General features: G+C 61.8%; 15 protein-coding genes and 1 pseudogene. 7 read left to right on the top strand and 9 right to left on the bottom strand.

The genetic code is table 11. The features are described 5' to 3' along the window. Positions 1-148: 148 nt before the first annotated feature. On the bottom strand, positions 149-1,039 hold the full coding sequence (locus NMG70_RS16470; RefSeq protein ID WP_254025519.1) for a LysR family transcriptional regulator: 891 nt from the start codon (positions 1,037-1,039) through the stop codon (positions 149-151). Positions 1,040-1,198: 159 nt separating this feature from the next. Between NMG70_RS16470 and NMG70_RS16475 the strand changes: the two genes are divergently transcribed. After that, positions 1,199-1,969, top strand: a complete 771-nt coding sequence (locus tag NMG70_RS16475; RefSeq protein WP_254025520.1) for an SDR family NAD(P)-dependent oxidoreductase — start codon at positions 1,199-1,201, stop codon at positions 1,967-1,969. A 106-nt stretch (positions 1,970-2,075) separates the two neighbouring features. Further along, entirely contained in the window at positions 2,076-2,408 is a 333-nt protein-coding gene (locus tag NMG70_RS16480) for a putative quinol monooxygenase (protein ID WP_254025521.1), read from the top strand. On the opposite strand, the gene radC is transcribed toward NMG70_RS16480, so the two are convergent. Together radC and map are read right to left on the bottom strand one after the other, a co-directional pair. Further along, the gene (radC, locus tag NMG70_RS16485; protein ID WP_254025522.1) at positions 2,405-3,169 is read right to left on the bottom strand and encodes a RadC family protein; all 765 of its coding nucleotides are present in this window, start codon (positions 3,167-3,169) and stop codon (positions 2,405-2,407) included. The genes NMG70_RS16480 and radC overlap by 4 nt on opposite strands. Before the next feature lie 75 nt (positions 3,170-3,244). Continuing rightward, positions 3,245-4,072, bottom strand: coding sequence for a type I methionyl aminopeptidase (gene map / locus NMG70_RS16490; protein WP_023802538.1), 828 nt, complete (start codon positions 4,070-4,072; stop codon positions 3,245-3,247). Positions 4,073-4,362: 290 nt separating this feature from the next. Here map and NMG70_RS16495 point away from each other — a divergent pair, with 290 nt between their 5' ends. Further along, the gene (locus tag NMG70_RS16495; RefSeq protein ID WP_254025523.1) at positions 4,363-4,659 is read left to right on the top strand and encodes a DUF982 domain-containing protein; all 297 of its coding nucleotides are present in this window, start codon (positions 4,363-4,365) and stop codon (positions 4,657-4,659) included. Between the two features lie 134 nt (positions 4,660-4,793). Further along, complete coding sequence (locus NMG70_RS16500) at positions 4,794-5,453, top strand: DUF2161 domain-containing phosphodiesterase (RefSeq protein ID WP_254025524.1); 660 nt, start codon at positions 4,794-4,796, stop codon at positions 5,451-5,453. Between the two features lie 58 nt (positions 5,454-5,511). Here NMG70_RS16500 and NMG70_RS16505 read toward each other — a convergent pair whose 3' ends face one another. The 5 genes from NMG70_RS16505 to NMG70_RS16525 all read right to left on the bottom strand — a co-directional run bounded on the left by NMG70_RS16505 (position 5,512) and on the right by NMG70_RS16525 (position 15,863). After that, complete coding sequence (locus NMG70_RS16505; protein WP_254025525.1) at positions 5,512-7,200, bottom strand: GNAT family N-acetyltransferase; 1,689 nt, start codon at positions 7,198-7,200, stop codon at positions 5,512-5,514. A gap of 21 nt (positions 7,201-7,221) precedes the next feature. After that, complete coding sequence (locus NMG70_RS16510; protein WP_254025526.1) at positions 7,222-8,559, bottom strand: HlyD family type I secretion periplasmic adaptor subunit; 1,338 nt, start codon at positions 8,557-8,559, stop codon at positions 7,222-7,224. A gap of 12 nt (positions 8,560-8,571) precedes the next feature. Further along, the gene (locus tag NMG70_RS16515; protein WP_254025533.1) at positions 8,572-10,788 is read right to left on the bottom strand and encodes a type I secretion system permease/ATPase; all 2,217 of its coding nucleotides are present in this window, start codon (positions 10,786-10,788) and stop codon (positions 8,572-8,574) included. 826 nt (positions 10,789-11,614) lie between these two features. After that, complete coding sequence (locus tag NMG70_RS16520; RefSeq protein WP_436798400.1) at positions 11,615-13,618, bottom strand: type I secretion protein; 2,004 nt, start codon at positions 13,616-13,618, stop codon at positions 11,615-11,617. Between the two features lie 148 nt (positions 13,619-13,766). Beyond that, the gene (locus NMG70_RS16525) at positions 13,767-15,863 is read right to left on the bottom strand and encodes a hypothetical protein (RefSeq protein WP_254025536.1); all 2,097 of its coding nucleotides are present in this window, start codon (positions 15,861-15,863) and stop codon (positions 13,767-13,769) included. Between the two features lie 650 nt (positions 15,864-16,513). On the opposite strand from NMG70_RS16525, the gene NMG70_RS16530 reads away from it, so the two are divergent. Then, a complete protein-coding gene (locus tag NMG70_RS16530; protein ID WP_254025528.1) occupies positions 16,514-17,224 on the top strand; it encodes a helix-turn-helix domain-containing protein in 711 nt (236 codons plus the stop codon). A gap of 8 nt (positions 17,225-17,232) precedes the next feature. Then, positions 17,233-17,715, top strand: a complete 483-nt coding sequence (locus NMG70_RS16535; protein WP_254025529.1) for a hypothetical protein — start codon at positions 17,233-17,235, stop codon at positions 17,713-17,715. Positions 17,716-17,907: 192 nt separating this feature from the next. Here the strand turns inward: NMG70_RS16535 and NMG70_RS16540 are convergent, their stop codons facing one another. Next, positions 17,908-18,387, bottom strand: a complete 480-nt coding sequence (locus tag NMG70_RS16540; protein ID WP_436798401.1) for a transglutaminase-like cysteine peptidase — start codon at positions 18,385-18,387, stop codon at positions 17,908-17,910. Between the two features lie 289 nt (positions 18,388-18,676). Between NMG70_RS16540 and NMG70_RS16545 the strand changes: the two are divergent. Further along, positions 18,677-19,020, top strand: a pseudogene (locus tag NMG70_RS16545) (hypothetical protein); the annotation flags it as partial.

Genomic DNA, 19,020 nt, shown 5'->3' on the forward strand with positions numbered 1-19,020 from the left:
CCTCACGGGCGCAGGTATCACATGGGACAGTGCGAGCTTGGACCGGTTCCTGGGGTCATCAGCCAAGAGAAGCCGACAGCACAGCGCGTCCTCCTGGCTGAGACGAAGGACATGCTTCGCCGCCGATTCCGACGCAAAATAGTATCGTCTAGAAACCAGCTTTGAGCATGTCGATCACAGCACGCAGACCGGCGGAGAGATATCGCCGGCTCGGATAGTAGAGAAACAGGCCGTCGTCAGGGGCGCACCAATCATCCAGGCAGCGGATCAACGCTCCACTCGCCAGATGGTGCATCACGCGGTTGTCCCATACATATGCAAGGCCACAGCCTTGGAGCGCAGCCTCGACCATCAGTTCCTGATTGTCGAGCGTAATGGGACCGTTGACTTCGACATCAACAGCCTCCCCATCCTTCTCGAATTGCCAATTGTAGATCGCACCGCTTGGATAGCGGTAACGAATGCAGGAGTGCTCCCGCAGGTCCCCCGGCATCAGTGGAATATTGCGCCCCTTGAGATAGTCGGGGGAGCCGACGACCGAGAAGCGCAGCGTCGGCTTTATGTGAACGGCGATCATGTCCTGCATCAGCCGCTCGCCGAAGCGGATACCAGCGTCGAAGCCTTCCTCGACGATATCGACCAGCCTGTCCGTCGCCACGATGTCGAGGTGCAGGCCGGGATTCTGTTTCAGCAACGGCCCCATGACGTCGTGCAGCACGAAGGGCGCGATGGAGTTGGGGATGTTGATCCGAACCGTGCCGAACGGCGTGCCGCGGAAGGAATTGAGGCTGTCCAGCGCTTTCTCGATCTGACCGAACGCAGGATGCAGCTCGGACAGGAACCGCTCGCCGGCCTCCGTCAGCGACACGCTGCGGGTCGTGCGGTGGAACAGGCGCACGCCCACACGCTCTTCCAGACTGCGGATCGTATGGCTGATCGCCGAAGCCGCCACGCTCCGCTCGACGGCGGCCTGCTTGAAGCTCCTGTAACGCGCGACCGCGAGGAAGGCGGACAACTCGGCAAGTTCGGTTCCGTGCATGGTGTGATGCGGCCCAATTGATATTTGTCATTCACTACTACAATCAAAATTCGTCGTATAATCCTAACTGTCTCGACGCTGTAGATAAAAGGGCACCGGCAAGTCGGCCCCATCAGTTGGCGCCCCGCTGGGCGAAGATTTCAACAGATGGAGACCATCATGACCAAGACACCCTTGAAGAGTCTCGAAGGTAAGGTGGCGCTCGTTACTGGGGCCAGCTCCGGTATCGGCCGCGCCACGGCCTTCGAACTGGCCCGTCGCGGCGCCAAGGTCATCGCCAGCGCCCGCGGCCAGTCGGAGATCGACGCGCTCGTCGCGGAGATCAAGAAGGAAGGCTTCGAAGCAACCGCCATCGTCGCCGACGTCAATGTCGAGCAGAGCGTGATCGACCTCGTGGCGAAGACGATCTCGACCTATGGCCGTATCGACGTCGCCTTCAACAATGCCGGCACCGAGGGCGAGTTCACGCCGTTCGTGGACCAGTCGAACGAAGTCTACGACGCGATCTTCAATGCCAACGTCCGTGGCGTCTTCTGGTCGATGAAGCACGAAGCCAAGGCGATGCTCGCCCAGGGCGGCGGCACGATCATCAACAACGCCTCGATGGGCGGCGTGATCGGCTTCGGCAACGCCGGGCTCTACATCGCCAGCAAGCACGCGGTGCTCGGCCTCACCAAGTCCGCGTCGATCGAGCTGTTCAAGCAGGGCGTGCGCGTCAACTCGATCTGCCCCGGCATCATCGACACCCCGTTCCAAGACCGCATCTGGCCGAGCACGGAAGCCAAGGACGCTTTCGCGGCATCGACCGTTCCCGGCCGAGCCGGCTCGTCCGAAGAGATGGCGGCGGTGGTGGCCTTCCTCGCCTCCGATGATGCCTCGTTCGTCTCCGGCCACGGCCTGCTGGCCGACGGCGGCTATTCGATCGCCTGACCCCTCCGTCACGTCGAAGCATCCGAAACGCCGTCGCAGCGGGCGTCTGTCCGCCGCGATGGACCGACCAACGCATGCCCATTCAACCCCTTTTTGGAGAAACCCCATGAATAGCCTCAAGAAATACGCGCTCGGTGCGCTGGTTGCGGCGACCGCTTTCATCTCGTCGCAGCTGGCGATGGCGCAGATCGTGCTTCAGCCAAGCCCGAACAGTGAAGTCGCGCTTGTCGTCAATTTCGAGGTCAAGCCCGGCGCCGAAGCCGAGTTCGAGCAGGTCTTCCACCGCTCGGTGACCTGCTCGCGCCTGGAGCCCGGCAACATCACCTTCAACGTCCCCAGATCTTCGGCAGTGAGCGCAGCTACGTCCTCTACGACGCGGCGATGTCGTCATGATCCGGTGCGCGCCCACGATCGCTCCCGATCTAGCGGCTCATCCTAGATCAGCAGCAGGCCCTTCATGCTGGCATGACCTTTCTTGCCGATGATGATGTGATCATGGACGGCAATTCCGAGCGGTTTGGCTGTCTCGATGACCAGCTTGGTCATCTCGATGTCGGCGCGCGACGGCGTCGGGTCGCCTGAAGGATGATTGTGCGCCAGAATGATCGCCGTGGCGGAGAGTTCGAGCGCGCGCTTGACTACTTCGCGCGGATAGACCGGCGTGTGGTCGACGGTGCCGACCTGCTGCACCTCGTCGGCGATCAGCGCGTTCTTCTTGTCGAGAAACAGGATACGGAACTGTTCGCGCTCCTCGAAGGCCATGACCGACCGGCAGTATCCGAGAACCTGAGTCCACGACGACAAGACCTCGCGGCCTTTGATCTCGCTACGTGCCGCGCGTTGGGCGGCCGCGGCAACGATCTTCAGATCGAGCGCCACCGACGGACCGATACCCCTGACCTCCTCAAGCCGCGCGACCGGCGCGCCAAGCACCTCGGCGAGTGTGCCGAAGCGTGCCAGCAATGCCTTGGCGACGGGCTTGGTGTCGGCGCGGGGGATCAGGCGAAAGAGCAAGAGCTCCAGCAATTCGTAATCGGGGAGGGCGTCGGAACCGGCCGCAAACCGTTGGCGCAAGCGGTCGCGATGACCGAGATAATGCGGCTTTTCGACCGACTTTTCGACCGACTTGGCTTTCGCGAGCGATTTTATCGATCTCTCGGGAAAGAAGATCCGTTCGTCTTCGTCGCTGGTTTTCCCCATGGGCCGCCCGCATCCAGCATTCTGTCGGGCAAGGTGCCCGCCCGATCTGTCAAAAAACCCTATGCCGGCAGGACACTAAGCCGGCAGGCCGGGGCGGTCGAGGTTTTTTGGCGACAGCGTGAAAATCTCGCATCCCGTCTCGGTGACGCCGATCGTGTGCTCGTACTGCGCCGACAGCGAGCGGTCGCGTGTCACCGCCGTCCAGCCATCCGACAGCACTTTTACGTGCGGCCGGCCGAGATTGATCATCGGTTCGACGGTGAAGATCATGCCCGGCCGCATCTCGACGCCCTCGCTGGCGCTGCCATAGTGCAGGATGTTCGGCGCGTCGTGAAAGAGCTGGCCGACGCCGTGGCCGCAGAAATCGCGCACCACCGAGCAGCGCTCGGCTTCGGCATAGGTCTGGATGGCGGCGCCGATGGCGCCGGTGCGGGCGCCGGGCCTGATCGCGGCGATGCCGCGCATCAGGCATTCATGCGTGACCTCGAGCAGGCGCTCGGCGGCGCGCTTGATCGTGCCCACCGGATACATGCGCGAGGAATCGCCATGCCAGCCATCGAGGATGTAAGTGACATCGATGTTGACGATGTCGCCGTCCTTCAACGGCTTGCTATCGGGGATGCCATGGCAGACGACGTGGTTGATCGAGGTGCAGGACGATTTCGTGTAGCCGCGATAGTTGAGCGTCGCCGGCAATGCGCCGTGATCCATGCCGAACTCGAAGACGAAGCGGTCGATGGTTTCGGTGGTAACGCCCGGCGCGACAATAGACACCAGTTCGTCGAGGCAGCGCGCGGTGAGATCGCAGGCCTTGCGCATGCCGGCAAAGCCTTCTTCGCCATAGAGGCGGATCTGGCCGGTGTTTCTGAGCGGTGCCGTGGCGGCGTCGAGATAGGTGACCATTGTGTCCGTCTTGCCGGATGAAAGGGCTTCTGATGAGCCCGCGAGAAAAGTCTCCCAGATTTGGCACCGGACGGCGCCAGGTTCAAGGAAGAACTGCTGGCGGTTGGGCTCAAGCCGGCGATATTCACGCTTTGCGGCTTCCATCTTGTGCGTGTCCGGCCCATGCTGGGGTGTTCGTCCGCACTGACGACATATTTCTGAGCAAGAAGTGGGCCTGAGCGAAAAGCCGGTCAAAGCAGCTTTTTGCGACGAGCGGCGTTGCTGCGGGAACGCGTTCTGGAGAGACAGGAATGGACAGATTGCAATTCGAGGTGCCGGTGCGCATCACGACCGCGCCTGGCCTGCCGGTCGAGGAAATCTACAGCGTCGAACAGGCGCTGGATCTCCTGCAAGGCTGGCCGGTTCGCCGCCAGGGCGCAGTCTATCAGGCCGCATTCAATGCTTGCTTCGGCGCAACGGTCGACCTGGTCGAGACCGAGGAGGCTTGCCGGGCGTTCATGGCGTTCTGCCGGGTAAGCCGCCTGCTCGCCAGGGATATGATGGTCCCGAGCAAGCGGTCTGGCGAGGCGAGGGGGCTTAGGGCTTAACGGCCGAGCGGGCAAGTCCCAGCAAATTGCTTGATGCATAGCTCCATGTGTTCACGAGTGACAAACTGCCCCTCGGCGGCAAAGCCTGTCGGTGAGGCTGTGCCCCCCAGCCACGAATCGGCTATGCGTCGCGCATGCAGGAGACGTATCTTTACATCCCGGTGAAGCGGTTTCTTGAGAGTCTGGACTTCACTGTCAAAGGCGAAGTTGGCGGCTGCGATGTCGTGGGACTGCGTGACGGCGAGCCGCCCGTGCTCGTCATTTGCGAATTGAAGCTGCAGTTCAACCTCGAGCTCATTCTTCAAGGTGTTGACCGTGCTGCGTCATGCGATGAGGTCTGGCTCGCGGCGAGGATGTCAAGTCGAGGCAAAGGCCGCGAGCACGATCGCCGGTTCCGTGCGCTCTGCCGGCGGCTCGGCTTCGGCCTTCTCGGGGTTGGCTCCGCCGGCAACGTCGAATTGCTGCTCAGTCCGGCCGCCTTGCCGCCCCGGCGAGACCCCAGGCGAAGATCGCGCCTGGTGGACGAGCATCGGCGCCGGCGCGGCGATCCTGTAGTCGGCGGCGGCTCGCGTACGCCGATCATGACCGCTTACCGGCAGGACGCGCTGGCCTGCGCCGCTGCCATGGTCGACGGCCCGAAACGCCCGCGCGATCTGAAAACCATTTCGCCTCGCGCCGCCAATATCCTGCTTCACAATGTCTATGGCTGGTTCGCCAGGGCCGAGCGCGGCGTCTATGCGCTTACCGACCTTGGCCGGGCCGCGTTACAGCGCTGGCCTCAATCGGCTCCATGACGAGGCGGCACAAGCCATTTGAGCGACTTGCAGCGGCAGGGAGACAGCGAAGCCCTCGTCAAGCGACAGAAGAGGGGGAGCGGCTTACGGTCGCCGGCCGCGCAACCTTGAGCAGAGTCGTCAGCCCCAGCGGCACCGACGGCTCGATGACGGGCTTCTCGCGCTCAGGTTTCTTTAGAATGTAGAGCGGCTTGGCTGTCCTCAACTGCTGCAATTGTCGCCGGGCTTTGGCGCGCAGGGCGGTTTGCGCCGGCGCGGGTGATCCATTCTCGAGGACCAGGGTGAAAGCCTGGGCCGCCTCATCCGTCCGCTGAAGGGCGAGAAGGCTGCGGCCCCGGGCATAACGCGCCAGGGTGAGGCCCGGGTCGAGGTCCGTGGCTCGCCCAAACGACTCGATGGCTGCGGAGTGGTCGTTTAGCGACTGCTGCGCAATGCCCAGGCAAAGCCAGGCGTTTACCGATTGCGGCGACATCGCTGCAAGCGTGCCGAAGCATTCCGCTGCCTGACGGTGATCGCCCTTCGTACCCAAGACGTGACCGAGTCCGTACAGAGCCTGATCATGCGTCGGCTCGGTGTTCAGGATCTGGCGATAGACGTTTTCAGCCTGGATGACCCAACCCTTCTTGTGGAGGCCGGCCGCCTCCTGCAACGCGCCGACGAAGGATCGCCTGTCCAGCCGGTCGCCAAGGTTCCGACCGGTTTTGGTTCGCACCAGCGTGCAGTTGAGGAGGGTGTCGTGGGTACCGAAGGAATATTTGTAAGGTTCGTTGCCGCGCAGGAAATCGTATGTCCGGAAACCGTTCTCGATCGCGCGGCGGATGCAATAACCGTGCAGGACCAGTCCCGACGGCAGCATGTCGGCCGTCTCGTCGCGCCCGACCATGTGGAACAGCATGCTCTTCTTGACCGGATCGAGGAAGATCGCGAGAGCGCTCAAGGGCCGGTCGCCGTGCCAAAGCACAGGCAGAAACAGCGTGCCGCTTTCGAAAGCTTGCCTGAACAGCAGTCGGTTGCTCTTGACCAGGCCGGGAACGAGATTCCCCTTCCGCGGCGTCCACTTGATGCGCCAGAACTCGAGCAAGATTTCGATATCGCGCTCGATGGTAGAGGCGTCGGCATGCGTTATGCGAAACTCGTCAGAGTTCTCCAGCTTCCGGAGAAATCTCCGCATCTTCTGGCGGGTGTTGCTGCTGAGATTGTGCTGAAGATAATCTTCCCATGAGGACGGGAGGTCGATCGCCGGGCATATGCAGTTGTCAACATTGTCAACCTGGTTGACGCGCTTCATCCGACGCATCGTCAGCCGATTGTCGGAAAGCTGCTCCATCAGCCAGCCTATCCTGCGTTCCGACATCCGCAGGTTTTCCAAATGCAGGCTGGCCCAATGCATCGTCTTCAGATGCTTCGCGAAAACCGCGATTGCCCGAAACGCGTATTCCGGCGCGCAGAGGATGCCGGTATAATCGGCTGCATGGTTTCCCCCCATATACACTTCATGGTAGAGTTCGCCGGTCTTTTTCCTCATACTGGTGCGCAGCCGGAGCGGCAGAAGCGCGACATAGGGAGAGCCCGGCGGCCCCTTGCGCGCCGCCAAAATGAACCATTCACCGTCGAAGCGTCGAAGATAGTGGGAAAGAAAGTCCCACGACACGAAGAAATGCGCGTCGGGATCCCTGGCGTAGAGGTAGTCCCAGTTGTCACGAAGCCCCTTCAGTTCTTCCGGGCGTGTCAAGACGTCGATCTGCATATTTACCCCCCGCCTCTAAGGTCAGCGCTCATTAAATGCCCTGGCCATGCTGTCCTTGATCGGCTTGGACAGGTAGTTGAAAAATGTCCGCTCCGCCGTCTGGATGAGAATTTCGGCGGGCATGCCTGGCGTCGGAGCAAATCCAGGCACGCGAGCCAGTTCGCTGACTGGCAGGTTGACGCGCGCCAGATAGACCTCCTTTGCGGTCGGGCCGGAGGCGTCGGGGAGCGAGTCGGCCGAGACGTAGTAGACTTCGCCGTTCAGAACCGGCGTCGTGCGCGCGTTGAGTGCGACCAGCCGTATCGTCGCCTTTTGTCCCACCTTGACATTGTCGATCTCGGTGCGAGGCACCTGCGCTTCTATGATCAGCGGCACATTCGCCGGCAAGATCTCCATGATGCTCTTGCCGCTCTCGATCACGCCGCCGGACGTGTGGTAGAATACCCGCACGACAGTGCCCGAAACCGGCGCATGGATCGTGGCTCGGCGCAGCACGTTTTGCGCCTCGCGCGACTGTTCACGAATGCTGTCCAGTTCGGTTTCAACGCCCTCGAGCTCGTCGAGCGCCGCCTGGCGGTAGGCGTTTTCTGTCTGCCGCATCTCCTGTTCGTGCTTGACGACCTGGGCGCCGGTCTCGGATATCTCGGCTGAGAGCCGCCCCATCTGCCCTTCGGCATCTGCCATCGCGCGCTGAATCGCCTTGATCTCGGTCGCGCGGATCAATCCTTGGTCGAGCAGGATCTTCTTGCCGTTGTATTCCTCCCGTAGAAGACCGAGCTGTATCGTGACCGCTTTCAGCAACTGCTCATAACCGCCCGCCCGGAACTTCAGAGCTCCGATGTTCTGGTCGAGCAATCGGATCTCGCTGCTCATTTTGGTGCGCGAGCCCTCGAAGTTGAGACGCTGGCTATGCACGATCGAAGCAATTTCCGGGTCGTCGCGATTTTCGGTTATTATGGCCGGGAACTGTATAGTCTCCGCCCCATGCACCTCGGCGGTCAAGCGCGCCACGATCGCTTCAAGGCGCGCCTGGCGGAAGAACAACTGCCGTTCCTTTGCCCGCGCGGCCGTTTCGTCGAGCAGCACCAAAGGCTGATCGGTTACGACATGGTCGCCTTCGCTAACCAGAAGCTGCTTGATGATACCCCCTTCCAGGTGCTGGATGATCTTGTTCTGCCCAGTGGCCACGAAGCTTCCTTGCGCGATAATCGCCGCTGCGAGGGGTGCTGTGAATGCCCAGGTGCCAAATCCGCCGAAGGTGACGGCCATCAGCAGCAATCCGGCGGTCGTCTGCTTCCAAATGGAACGCGGAACGGCGCCATACCATTGAGCGTCTTCGATCTTGGCTATTTCCTTCACGGCCGATCTCTCTCATTTGACCTGAATATTGGCAAAATGGCCGCCATCGAGGCTCATGCCGCGCGCCGCCAAAGCCTGAAGCACTTCCTGACGCATCCCGAAAAGAGCCACGGTGCCGTTGACGAGCACCAGGATCTTATCCACGGTCTGCAGCAAAGCAGGCCGCTGTGTGATGGTGACCATCGTGATCTTTTGCTCTTTGGCTTGCTGTAGAGCGCGCGACAAAGCCAACTCGCCAGCGGTGTCGAGGTTCGAATTCGGCTCATCGAGAACCACCAACTTCGGGCTGCCGAAAAAGGCGCGCGCCAAAGCGATCCGCTGCTTCTGCCCGCCAGAAAGCGGCGCGCCATCGGCGGCGACGAAGGTCTCGTAGCCATGCGGAAGCGAGGCGATCAGTTCGTGAACGTCGGCCAGCTTGGCGGCTTCGTAAATTGCGCCATCATCGACGTCTTCGCGCATTCTGGCGATGTTCGCCTTGATCGACCCCGGGAAAAGCTGCACGTCCTGAGGAAGGTAGCCGATGCTTTCACCAAATTGCCGCTGATCCCAGTTCCGCAGGTCCATCAGATCGAGCCGCACGCTTCCCGAAGTTGGAAGGATCGAGCCGACGAGCATTTTGCCCAGGGTCGTTTTACCGGCGCCCGAATTGCCGATGATCGCAAGCGAGTCTCCGGCCTCCAGGCCAAAGCCGATGCCATTGAGCACGACACGTTTGGTTCCTTGCGGCACGAACAGCAGCCGCTCGACATCGAGACGCCCTTCCGGACGCGGCAGCTTCAGGCGTTCGAAGTTCAGCGGGGATTCCTTCAGCAGCGCACTGATGCGGCCAAAGGCGGCGCGTGACTGCACAACCTGGTTCCACCCTTCAATCGCACCCTCGATCGGGCCAAGCGCGCGGCCGGCAATGATTGACGCGGCGATGACCATGCCGCCCGTGACCGAGCCTTCGATGGCCAGATAGGCGCCCCAGCCGAGCATCATGACCTGGGTCAGCAGCCGGACGCCCTTGGAAAGGGAAGCAAAGGCTATGTTTCGGTCCTGAGCTATGACCTGCCATCTGAGCGAGTTGCCGGTATCCTTGCCCCAGATCCACACGGCTTCCGGGATCATCGCCAGCGCGTTGATGATCTGCGAGTTGCGCGACATCGAATCGACGTGGAGGTTGGCTTTGGTTTGGCTTGTGTTGGCCTCGCCGAACGGCTTGGCAGTTGCGCGCTGGTTGGCGAGCGTGATGGCCAGCAGCAGCAGCGCCGTCGCCACGACGATAAAGCCGAGGTCGGGGTGGATCAGGAATATCGCCAGCATGAACAACGGGGCCATCGGCGCATCGAGAAGCGACAGCAACGTGCCGGACACCAGAAACGTACGCAGCTGCTGAAGATCCCCCAGCGTCTGATATTCGCGCCCGTTGCTGTGCAGTGAAGCCCTGGCGGCTGCGCTGAGGATTGGTCCACCCAATTGGGCGGCGACCTCGACCGCTGTGCGCATGAGGATGAAGCGCCGGATGGCGTCAAATATCGACTGCAGGATGACCGCGCCGACAATTACGACCGTCAGCATCACCAGCGTGTCGACCGAGCGGCTCGTCAGGACGCGATCCGAAATCTGGAAGAGGTAGACAGGTATCGCAAGCACCAGCACGTTGGTAGCGATCGTGAAGATCATCACCGCGATGAGGTTCTTCTTGACCGCGCGAAGTCCGGCTGTGAGGCTTGCCGAGAGATCGACTGGGCCGAGACGCTTGTGGAATGCGCCGCCGCCGCCATTGCCGCCGCCACCGCCGCCCCCCTTACCGGTTCCGGTCGGACCGCCGCCGCCAGGCACTTCCCGGGCAAGCAAGGGACCGCGGTCGCCCTCGATTGTCACGCCGGGCAGAACCGGCTTGTTCTTCATCTCCTGCGTGGGCGGCTCTACTCGCGCGCTCGGCTGTTCCTGTTTCCCGCGCGCGTCCTTCGGCGCGTTCGGCGTCTTCCGTTCCAATATTTCCGCCTCCGGCTTGCGCGCCGGTTCTTCCTTTGGTGGTACGGCGCGCTGGGTCGGCTCGGAGATCCGAGGGCTTGGTGGCCGGTCTACTCGCGCGCTCGGCTGGTCCTGCTTCGCGGGCGCGTCCTGCAGTGCGCTCGGCGGCTTCCGTTCCAATATTTCCGGCTCGGGCTTGCGCGCGGGTTCTTCCTTTGGTGAAACAGCGCGCTGGGCCGGCTCGGAAATCCGAGTGCTCGGTGGCCGGATCTCCTGCGTAGGCGGCTCGCCTACTCGCGCGCTCGGCTGGTCCTGCTTGGCGGGCGCGTCCTGCAGCGCGCTCGGCGGCTTCCGTTCCAATATTTCCGGCTCGGGCTTGCGCGCGGGTTCTTCCTTTGGTGAAACAGCGCGCTGGGCCGGCTCGGAAATCCGAGGGCTCGGTAGCCGGATCTCCTGCGTGGGCGGCTCGCCTGCTCGCGCGCTCGGCTGGTCCTGCTTCGCGGGCGCGTCCTGCAGCGCGCTCGGCGTCTTCCGTTCCGATATTTCCGGCTCGGGCTTGCGCGCGGGCTCTTCGTTTGGTGATAGGGCACGCTGGGCCGGCTCGGAGATCCGAGGGCTCAGTAGCCGGATGGGGTCGGGCCTTCTGATGATGTCTGCCGCTGGAGCAGTGGGCGTGCCCGGCGGCGGAGCCGAAGGCGCCTTTGCTTGCGGAGAGGGTGGTTGCACCTCGCGTTGCTGAGCGCGGCTATCACCAGGTAAAGGCGCGGTGGAAGGGCGCGCTTCTTCGGTGACCCTGGCTTGTTCGGTGACCTTGGCTGGCGTCGCGTCGCGAAGCGATGGTGGCGTTTCGGCTGGCGGGGCGTCCACTAGGCGCCGCAATTCGGCAACGACATCGTCCAGTTCTTCCACCGAACGATCGACCGCCTTGCTCTGACGAAACAAAGACTGTGAGATCGGCTCGGCGGCCCCGATAGACGCCTCGCTTCGCGCGACTGCTTCGCCGCCGTCATCCGGCCGATCCCATTCTGGTTCCTGGGCGAAAGCGCGCCCGGTTTGATCGTGATCTTCGGTCATTGCTGCCACCCCGGTTCGAAAATCACGCGAGAACGCTTTGCATCGGATCGGAATAGGTCTGCTCAGGCACGAGTGAGGGATACGCCACGTTTTGAGAGGCTTCCGGCGCCAGCATATCGTCATCGAGGAAAGCGACCGCTTCATTCACCAGCACGTCGGGATTCTGGCCGCCAAGATCGGGGCCGGTGGAAATCAGCTCCGCCTGGATGAGGATCTCGTCCGAATAGATGCCGCCGCCTACATAGGTCTTGCCGGTGGAATCCACGTCGGCAATGTAGGCATAATTGACCAGCGAGTTGGTTCCCGTCGAAATTGTCCAGTCCGCCTCCGGATGCGCCAGCGCATTCATGGCCAGGGCCACCTGATCGCTGTCACCAAGAATGGTGGTCTGTTTGATGTATTGCAGATTGAGGATGTCGCCGGAAATGTAGAGCACCCGAATCGCCCCGATGCCCGCGAATGGGCCGTCGCCAAGTATGTCGGAAAGGTCACCCTTGCCGTTCTGCAGGCTTTCACACGCCTTGCGATAAGCTTCAGACATCGCCTCGAAGCGATCGCCGGCGCCGTAATTGACGATGTTGGCCTGGTTCCAAAGCAGATTGTCACTGGTGGAGGCCGCGCCTTCGCCGGTTGTCTGGAAACCATCGACCGCGCCGATCAGGTCGTTGTCCAGGAGCACGTTCAACTGATGGATGATGTTGGCGTCATAAATGTTTCCGCCGACGACGATCAGGTCGTAATTGAAGCCCAGTTCGTCCAGCGAAATCTCGTTAGCCGCCGTGTTGGCGCCGGCTGTCACCAGCGTCTTGACTCCCGATGACGACAGGACGGAAACGTCATTGTCGGTCATGAAGGTGTATTGCTGGATCCAGTTCATGATGAGCAGGTCGCCTTCGACCTCGGTGACAACCCAGTGCTTGGGAAAGTCACCCTGCTTTGCCTGCGACGCCGCAGCTTCCGCCGACGGATCGATGCGCTTGAACATCGCGATATTGAAGCCTTGGGTCGGATCGGTGGCATTCAGGCCCCAACCGTTGATGGAGGCACTGACGAGGTCGCTGTCGCACGAGACATTGATCTGAATTATCGCGTTGAGCTCGACATGGTCGCCCATCACCGCGCAAACCGGCGACTGCAGCCAATTGTTGGCCATCGACACGCTGTTGACGAGGAGATTGCCGCCGGCTTCCAGCTCGACCGAAACATCGATGTCGATGCTTCCGGACCCAGGCGTGTAGGAGGGTTGCTCGGGCTCTTCTTCGTCGTCCTCTTCCTCATTGGCTCGTCGGTGCTTCTCCGGAAGGTGATCGTCGAGCTTGGGCGCTTCGTCCACGGACTGCCCATTGACGTAAGTGCCTTCGATGACGTCAGCCTTGACGACGAAAACATCGGCTTCGCCATCCGTTTCCTCCGGATAGCCGTTGAGCCGTTCGCCGGCTGTCTTGATGACAGCCACTATCTCCTCGGACGAACCCGGCATTTCCAGATCGTCGATCGGCGACAGATCCACCGCCGCGCCCAGCAAGGCCGTCATTTCGGCAGCATGGTCCGCTGCTGCGGGAGAGAATTTCAGGCCATGTCCGCCAGCGCCTACATAGTCGTTATCGGAGAGCCGAAGCTCCTGATTGATAAGGACCGCCACCGAGCCAGGGGGCTCGATATGGGGCAGGATCAGGCGTGAAGGCGCACTCCCCATCGGCGGCGCGTCCGGGTGGAACAGAGAACCTGGATAGGCGACGTCCGGCTGCGGGATCGCAGGGATGTCTGGAGGGACGAATTGGAAATCCGACCAGGGTGTCGTCAGGACAAGTTTGGGTGCAACTGGCGAATACTCGATGGAGGGAACAAAATCCTCCAGATCGTATCCTGCGTCGACGTTGACTGTCTGACTGGCAAGCTCGGGCGTTTCTTCCTCGACCGCCTGGGCCGCCTTGAATTCCTCATAGGCCTTCCTGAGACGGGCTTGCTCCAGCGTGATTTCAAAGAGTCCCACAAAGTGGCTGATCGCCTCGGTGATCTTGTCCATATACACGGAAGTTTCCTCCGGTTTTCGAGATCATCCGCGCCCTTGCCGGGTCGCGCTTCTCTTCTCTGATTGGGAAGACTGCGCGGGGTTTTCCCCCCGCGCAGTCCCTTTTTTGCAGGTCTCGCCGCGGCGAAACCGGCCATGCCAGTTATGTCGCGTCGTCTTCGCCAACCAGCGAGCTGGTGAGGTTGCCGCCCACTACAGTCATGTCGACCGAGTGGCCTTGCAGGTTGGCGCCCATGACGATCTGCTGGTTGAAGCCGTTCATGTCGATTGTGCCATTGGCGTTGGCCTGGCTTATGGCTTCAATGTGCTGGTCGTGGCCGATATTCGACCCCCAGCTGCCGCCGCCGCCGCCAGCGCCAGCCGCGCCGCCGGTCGCAGTCGCTGCGCCGCCGTTGCCGCCAGCACCGCCCGTGGCGTCGCCGCTCCAGGCATAGCCACCGTCCGCTCCGTCAGCCCAAGCGCCGCTGAGAGCAACCGCGCCCGTTCCACCGGTCGCCGTCGAAGCGCCGCCAGTCGCATCGCCGCCAGTCGCGGCGCCGGCCGTAGCCGCACCGCTGGTGGCTGCGCCACCGGTGTCGACGTTGCTCGCAAAGCCGCTGCCGGCTCCGCCGCTGCCGGCACCGCCGGTTGCGTCGCCGCTCGTGCCAGCCCCACCCGCGCCGCTGTTAGCGCCGCCGCCGGCGCCGCCGACGCCAGAGCCAGTGCCAGCGCCAGTGCCAGTGCCAGAGCCAGCGCCGCCGGTCGAACCTGCGCCGCCGCCAGTCGAGCTTGCAGCGCCGCCCTCGACATCGGCGAAGTTGCCGGCATTCGCGCCGCCGCCACCGCCACCGCCGCCACCGCCGCCGCCACCACCGGTGTTACCGGCATCGGTGTCGCCATTCGCGGCGATCGGGATAGCTACGGCGACGTTGTCACTGCTCTTGTTCCCACCCCAAGAGGGGTCGTTGTCGCTGCCAGCTTCGGCATCGTCCATCAGCGCCAGGGCGACAGGTACCGCGGTCGAGTCGCCGCCGCGTCCGCCATTGCCGCCGTTGCCGCCGTCGCCGCCCTTGGCGTCGGCAAAGCCAAGCGCGCCAGCGTCGCCGCCCTTGGCGTCGGAATCGCCGCCGTCGGCCTTGGAGTCGCCGCCGACGCCGACGCCCAGGCCGAAGCCCAGGCCGAGCCCGACGCCGTCGCCGCCTTCGCCGCCCTTGGCGTCGCCGCTGTTGCCGCCATTGGCTTCGCCGCTGTCGCCGTAGCCGCCCTTGCCGTCACCGCCGAGGCCTGCGCCGACAGCCACGCCGGACGCGTCGCCGCCCTTGGCATCGCCGCTAACCGCGATCGGCACGGCGTCGCCGCCATAAGCGTTGCCGCCGTCGGACTTGGCGTCAGCGGAGCCGACGACAATCGGCACGCTCACGGCCACGCCGCCGCCCTTGGCGTCGCCAGCCTTGGCGTCGCCGCTATCGGCATCGCCGCCCTTGGCGCCAAAGCCACCCAAAGCCACCGAATCGCCAGCATGGCCGCCGTCGCCGCCGGCATCGATGCCTTCGTCGGACTTGGCGTAACCACCCTTGGCGTCGCCCTTGTTGCCGAAGTAGCCGTTATTCTGGACCGTCGCGCTGCCGAGATAGTCGTTGTCCTTCATGTCCCCGGTCTGGTTGATGATGGTGGCGCTGTGGCCATTGCCAGCCCCGGCAAACGCGCCGTTCAGGACGTCCGAGAAGCTGACGTCATCGCCCGGATCGAAGCTGATGTCGCCGTCGCGGCTGAACATCATGACGCCGCCGAGGCCGACATTCACGTCGTCGAGGTCAATGAAATCGTCGTCCTGCTTTCCGTCGGACGACGCGGTGGCGCTAACATTGGCGTTAACATTGGTGTTAACGTTGTTGGTGTTGGTATTGGTGTTGCTGTTGTTGCTGCTGTTGCTATTGCTGTTGCTGCTCGAATTGCTGTTGTTATTGCCGTTATTGTTGGTGTTGTTGCTGGTCGAATTGGCCGTGGCGTCGCCAATGCCGATGCCAGCTCCGACACCCACACCTACGCCGACGCCGGTGGCGTCGGCGTCGCTCTTGGAGTCTGCGTCGGATTTTGCATCGGCATCGGATTTGGCGTCGGCGCTGGCGTCGCTCTTGGCGTCGGCGCTGGCGTCGCTCTTGGCGTCGCCATCTCCGATATCGATTGTGGTGTCGTCATCGGAGACATCGCCGATGAACTGCCAACCGGTGTTGGAGTTATTGCTGTTGCGAGTAGTCATTGTCGTTCCCTCGGTTAGGGGCCGCGACAACCGAACCACATTCAATCTGACGTGGTCTTGGGCTGCTCGCGGCCGTTAAGTTTTCATGTGGTTGGTTTTGGATCGCCTGCGCCTAGGGGACTAAGGCCGGAGATCCGGTCATCGTCTGTTTGTACGGCGTCACCTCCCTTTGACGGGGGAGCGAGGCAGCCAGATTGCGCACGAGTTTCCGCCTGCGCCGCCCAACGGTGCGGTCGCTCGCTGCTCTCGTGAATCTCTGGATGTTCCCCAAACTCCCAATACGGAACATTGGAAGTCTGTGACCGTCAGCCGTAAATTGTAAGCTGATAGTTGGAGCTAGCCCGTTTGGGACGATCTGCTCGCCATGAAGGCTTAAATCCTGGAGGGAAAACCAGGTCGGTAGCAATCGTGAATGGCGGACATTGCGCGCCGCGCCGCGGTCTCCCAGCAATTGCCTAGCTCGTCAGGACTATATTTTTTCGCCTATTTTTGAGTTAGGAAGTCGTTAACGTGTGTCGTCCGGGTTAGGGGTTCCCGGCCTTTAGCGAGTGTTAGTAGACAGGTGGGCCATGAATGGGGTGGATGGGGTGGAGGCGAGCGGACGAGGTCGAGCTGATACAGCCGATAGAGAATCCTGGGCACGACGAACCTTGCTGTTCATCGCCCCTGACGACACGATCTCCGAGAGCCTGGTGCATGCCGTCGAAAGAGAATTCCCGTGGATCGCGGCTGAGCGCGTTCGCGACCTGTCCGCCACCTGGACTGCGTTCAATCCTTCGGTTTCCCTCATTCTGATCGATGCGGTGTTTCTAAGCGAGATCGACTCCTGTTCCGCCCAGCTGGCCCGCTTCCACCCGGGGGCCATGACCGCTGTGATGCAGGACGATGGCAGGAGGCGGCTTTTCCCCGATGAGGTCTTTGCGTCGCGAGTGGTGCGCGGCGTGCTTCCCATGAACCTGAAGCTGGATGTGTGGCTTTCCGTGATCAGGCTCATGCTGCGCGGAGGCGAATATTTCCCCTTAGCCATGTTTCAGTCGTACCTGAACAACGGCATGCCCCATAGCGAGGCGAAGGAGTCGAAGCCCGCCATCAAACGGCAAGCCGCACTCGAGGAGCCTGGCCAACTGACATGTCGGGAGAGTCAGATCCTGGAAATGGCGTCGCAGGGACTGCAGAATAAAACCATAGCCGCCGCACTTCGCCTTTCCGAACACACCGTCAAAATTCACATGCACAACATCATCAACAAGCTGGGCGCCCACAACAGGACTGAAGCCGCAGCCCTTTTTCATGCCCGACGGGTTGCGGCCGCTGGAATGGTTCCCAGTGCGGATCGCCCGGTGATCTCAACTCTCACGTGAGCAGGTCGATGCCACGCTTCCAGGAGGTTCTACTGCTTGTTGGTCAATTGAACTACACATGGACCAACACAGAAAGCTTGCTGATTTACCTGATTGCCGGTCTGGCGAAAGTAGACAAGGAGACTGCGATCGTCATTTTCCTGACGCTGAACACCACGCGTGCACGGATCGAGTTGGTCGAGCGGTTGGCGAAGATGGCGGGAACACCGGTTGAATGCCGACGCCAGGTCCTGGAGATTGCCAGTCAACTCACCCGGCAGGGAAAGCTGCGCAACAAATACAGCCACTGCATCTATTCGTTCGACGAAACGGGAACGCACGCGAGCACGCAACTCATGCGCATCTTCGACAGCAAGGATGCCATCAAATATGGGAAGATTGAGGAGCTCGACGATTCCGAGATGAAGAGGATCAGCGCCTCCATCCAGGCGATCCACGCAATCAACAAGGATATTTGGCGGGTCGTCGAAAGCAATTCCTTTCCGCATTGAATTGCTTGTCCTGTGATGCCGCGCATCGAGGTTGACGTGGCGGCGAGTCGGGTCCGGGGCGCCGTTGCCTGGACGCATTATCGCGCAGAGCAGGTGAGGTCGCGGCCAACCGTCGGACTGAGGACGCCAGATCGAAGATAGATCCGGTTTGCGCCGCGGCGAAATCGATGCGGGGCGATCAAGGCACGGGTGTCAGGTTCTTATCCGCGTCCACTTGCCGTTTTCAGACTGGGACTGCCGAGCAAAATAACGGTACGAGGTCCGTGACCAATTCCTGATTGCGCCCGTTCTGTTATCCAGCACCAGATCGCCCTTGCTGGTCCGCACCGTCAGGACCGTATGACCAGCGCCGCCAAGCGTCGCAACGGTCAGCAACAGGGCGGATGCGGGCCACCCGCGTTTCAACAACTCGGCTTTCTTGAGGATGGCGAAATCCTCGCAATCGCCTTCGGCGGTCGGCAAGCCCCAGACGTCGGCTCGGCCTGCGGAGTCTCTGTCGCCTCTCTCCCGGATGCGGCCATTGACCGACCTGTTCACACTCGCAAGTTCCGCTTCCAGCCTCGGCGTGAGTTCGACCGCTTTGACCTTGCCGCGGGTGCTGCAGAGCGCCGGATCGCTGGCGCAGAATTTGTAGAAGGCGGCCGGTGCAAAGGCGTAGCCTTGCGTGGCCATCATCGTCGCTGTTCCGGTGGTTTGGTTGCTGCAGCCAGCCAGCAAAATTGCCGCCGCGAGAAGCGCCGCTGAACGAGTCACTTAGTGTCCCCTTTTGGTGTAGTGTCCCCTTTTGGTGGGCCGCCATAATGTTGAAGGGGTTTGGTAAATCAACCCTGACAATCGCAATTGCGCAGGAACAAATTGTTTGCCATACTTAATAAAGTGTTACCGATGGTCGGTAACATTGACCCTTTCGCGCAACCAAAGGGGACGGGAGCGCCTTTTTTCCCTCAAAAGGAGGAAGAAAATGCACCTGTACCCTGACGTCTCGAGCACGATTCTAAGAATACTGCTCCTTTCATCCGCTGCCTTCACGGTGGCAATGATCACACCGGCAACCGCGCAGCAGAGTCCACGTCCGCGGCTTGCGGCCGCACAGTGCCAACCTCTCACTGAAGCCAATTTCGCGCTTTGCTGTATTGCAGCCAACCGCACCAGCATTCTTTCCGCCGAACAGATCGACATGTGCCCGCCGATTACCACGGCCCTTGTCGCCGCGGCCTTGAACGATGGCGGTGACGGTGATGGTGACGGCGATGGTGACGGCGACGGCGACGGCGACGGTGATGGCGACGGCGACGGCGATGGTGA

Source organism: Mesorhizobium ventifaucium (assembly GCF_935822925.1).
Classification (GTDB): Bacteria; Pseudomonadota; Alphaproteobacteria; order Rhizobiales; family Rhizobiaceae; genus Mesorhizobium; species Mesorhizobium ventifaucium.

Bases quoted from the DNA above. Each gene is read 5' to 3' on its own strand.
- NMG70_RS16520 (WP_436798400.1), bottom strand. From the start codon at position 13,618: ATGGACAAGATCACCGAGGCGATCAGCCACTTTGTGGGACTCTTTGAA.
- NMG70_RS16505 (WP_254025525.1), bottom strand. From the start codon at position 7,200: ATGCAGATCGACGTCTTGACACGCCCGGAAGAACTGAAGGGGCTTCGT.
- NMG70_RS16535 (WP_254025529.1), top strand. From the start codon at position 17,233: ATGCCACGCTTCCAGGAGGTTCTACTGCTTGTTGGTCAATTGAACTAC.
- NMG70_RS16525 (WP_254025536.1), bottom strand. From the start codon at position 15,863: ATGACTACTCGCAACAGCAATAACTCCAACACCGGTTGGCAGTTCATC.
- map (WP_023802538.1), bottom strand. From the start codon at position 4,072: ATGGTCACCTATCTCGACGCCGCCACGGCACCGCTCAGAAACACCGGC.
- NMG70_RS16470 (WP_254025519.1), bottom strand. From the start codon at position 1,039: ATGCACGGAACCGAACTTGCCGAGTTGTCCGCCTTCCTCGCGGTCGCG.
- NMG70_RS16540 (WP_436798401.1), bottom strand. From the start codon at position 18,387: ATGGCCACGCAAGGCTACGCCTTTGCACCGGCCGCCTTCTACAAATTC.
- NMG70_RS16495 (WP_254025523.1), top strand. From the start codon at position 4,363: ATGGACAGATTGCAATTCGAGGTGCCGGTGCGCATCACGACCGCGCCT.
- NMG70_RS16500 (WP_254025524.1), top strand. From the start codon at position 4,794: ATGCAGGAGACGTATCTTTACATCCCGGTGAAGCGGTTTCTTGAGAGT.
- NMG70_RS16480 (WP_254025521.1), top strand. From the start codon at position 2,076: ATGAATAGCCTCAAGAAATACGCGCTCGGTGCGCTGGTTGCGGCGACC.
- radC (WP_254025522.1), bottom strand. From the start codon at position 3,169: ATGGGGAAAACCAGCGACGAAGACGAACGGATCTTCTTTCCCGAGAGA.
- NMG70_RS16475 (WP_254025520.1), top strand. From the start codon at position 1,199: ATGACCAAGACACCCTTGAAGAGTCTCGAAGGTAAGGTGGCGCTCGTT.